At 67.7% G+C, this 496-nt stretch carries 2 pseudogenes; both read right to left on the bottom strand.

The features are described 5' to 3' along the window. Positions 1–214 (bottom strand): annotated as a pseudogene (locus MOV75_RS41655) (ferric reductase); the annotation flags it as partial. A 12-nt stretch (positions 215–226) separates the two neighbouring features. Beyond that, positions 227–496: pseudogene (locus MOV75_RS41650) on the bottom strand (Twin-arginine translocation pathway signal); the annotation flags it as partial.

The following is a 496-nucleotide window of genomic DNA, read 5'->3' as shown; positions in this document are numbered from 1 at the left end:
GATAGGCCGACAGCGGCGGCAGATAGCCACCGATCAGCAGCGGCTGCACCAGCACGAGACCGAGCGCGACGATCCCTGCGAAGCCGGCGATGATGTAGACCGGCCCGCGCCATGCGAGTTGCTCGCTTGTCGCAGCCAGTGCGACCGGCACGCCGATGGCCAGGGCAACGGCGACCCTGACCAGGATCACCCGCGCCGATCTCCAACCCGTCATTCGCCGGCCCGATCAGGCCGGCTGCAGAACGAAATGCGCCTCGAGGCTGGTTTCCTTCGCGCTCCGCATGACCGGCCGCAGGAAGACAGTTTTGAACTCGCCGCTGTCATAGGCGAGGTGGCCATGCGGCTGGCCGAAGATCGGGATGATCTGCGGCATCTCGAGCCGGAACCTGCCGTCCTTGTCGGTGAGCGTGGCGCCGTGGCTCTGCGGCTCGTGCTCCTGGCCTTCGACCGTGTGCGCCCAAATCTGGATACGCTGGCCCGCGAGCGGGGCGCCGTC

The organism is Bradyrhizobium sp. PRIMUS42, from assembly GCF_023006515.1.
Taxonomy (GTDB): domain Bacteria; phylum Pseudomonadota; class Alphaproteobacteria; order Rhizobiales; family Xanthobacteraceae; genus Bradyrhizobium.
The sequence above is the reverse complement of the archived record's forward strand: the minus strand, read 5'-3'. Positions and strand labels throughout refer to the sequence as shown.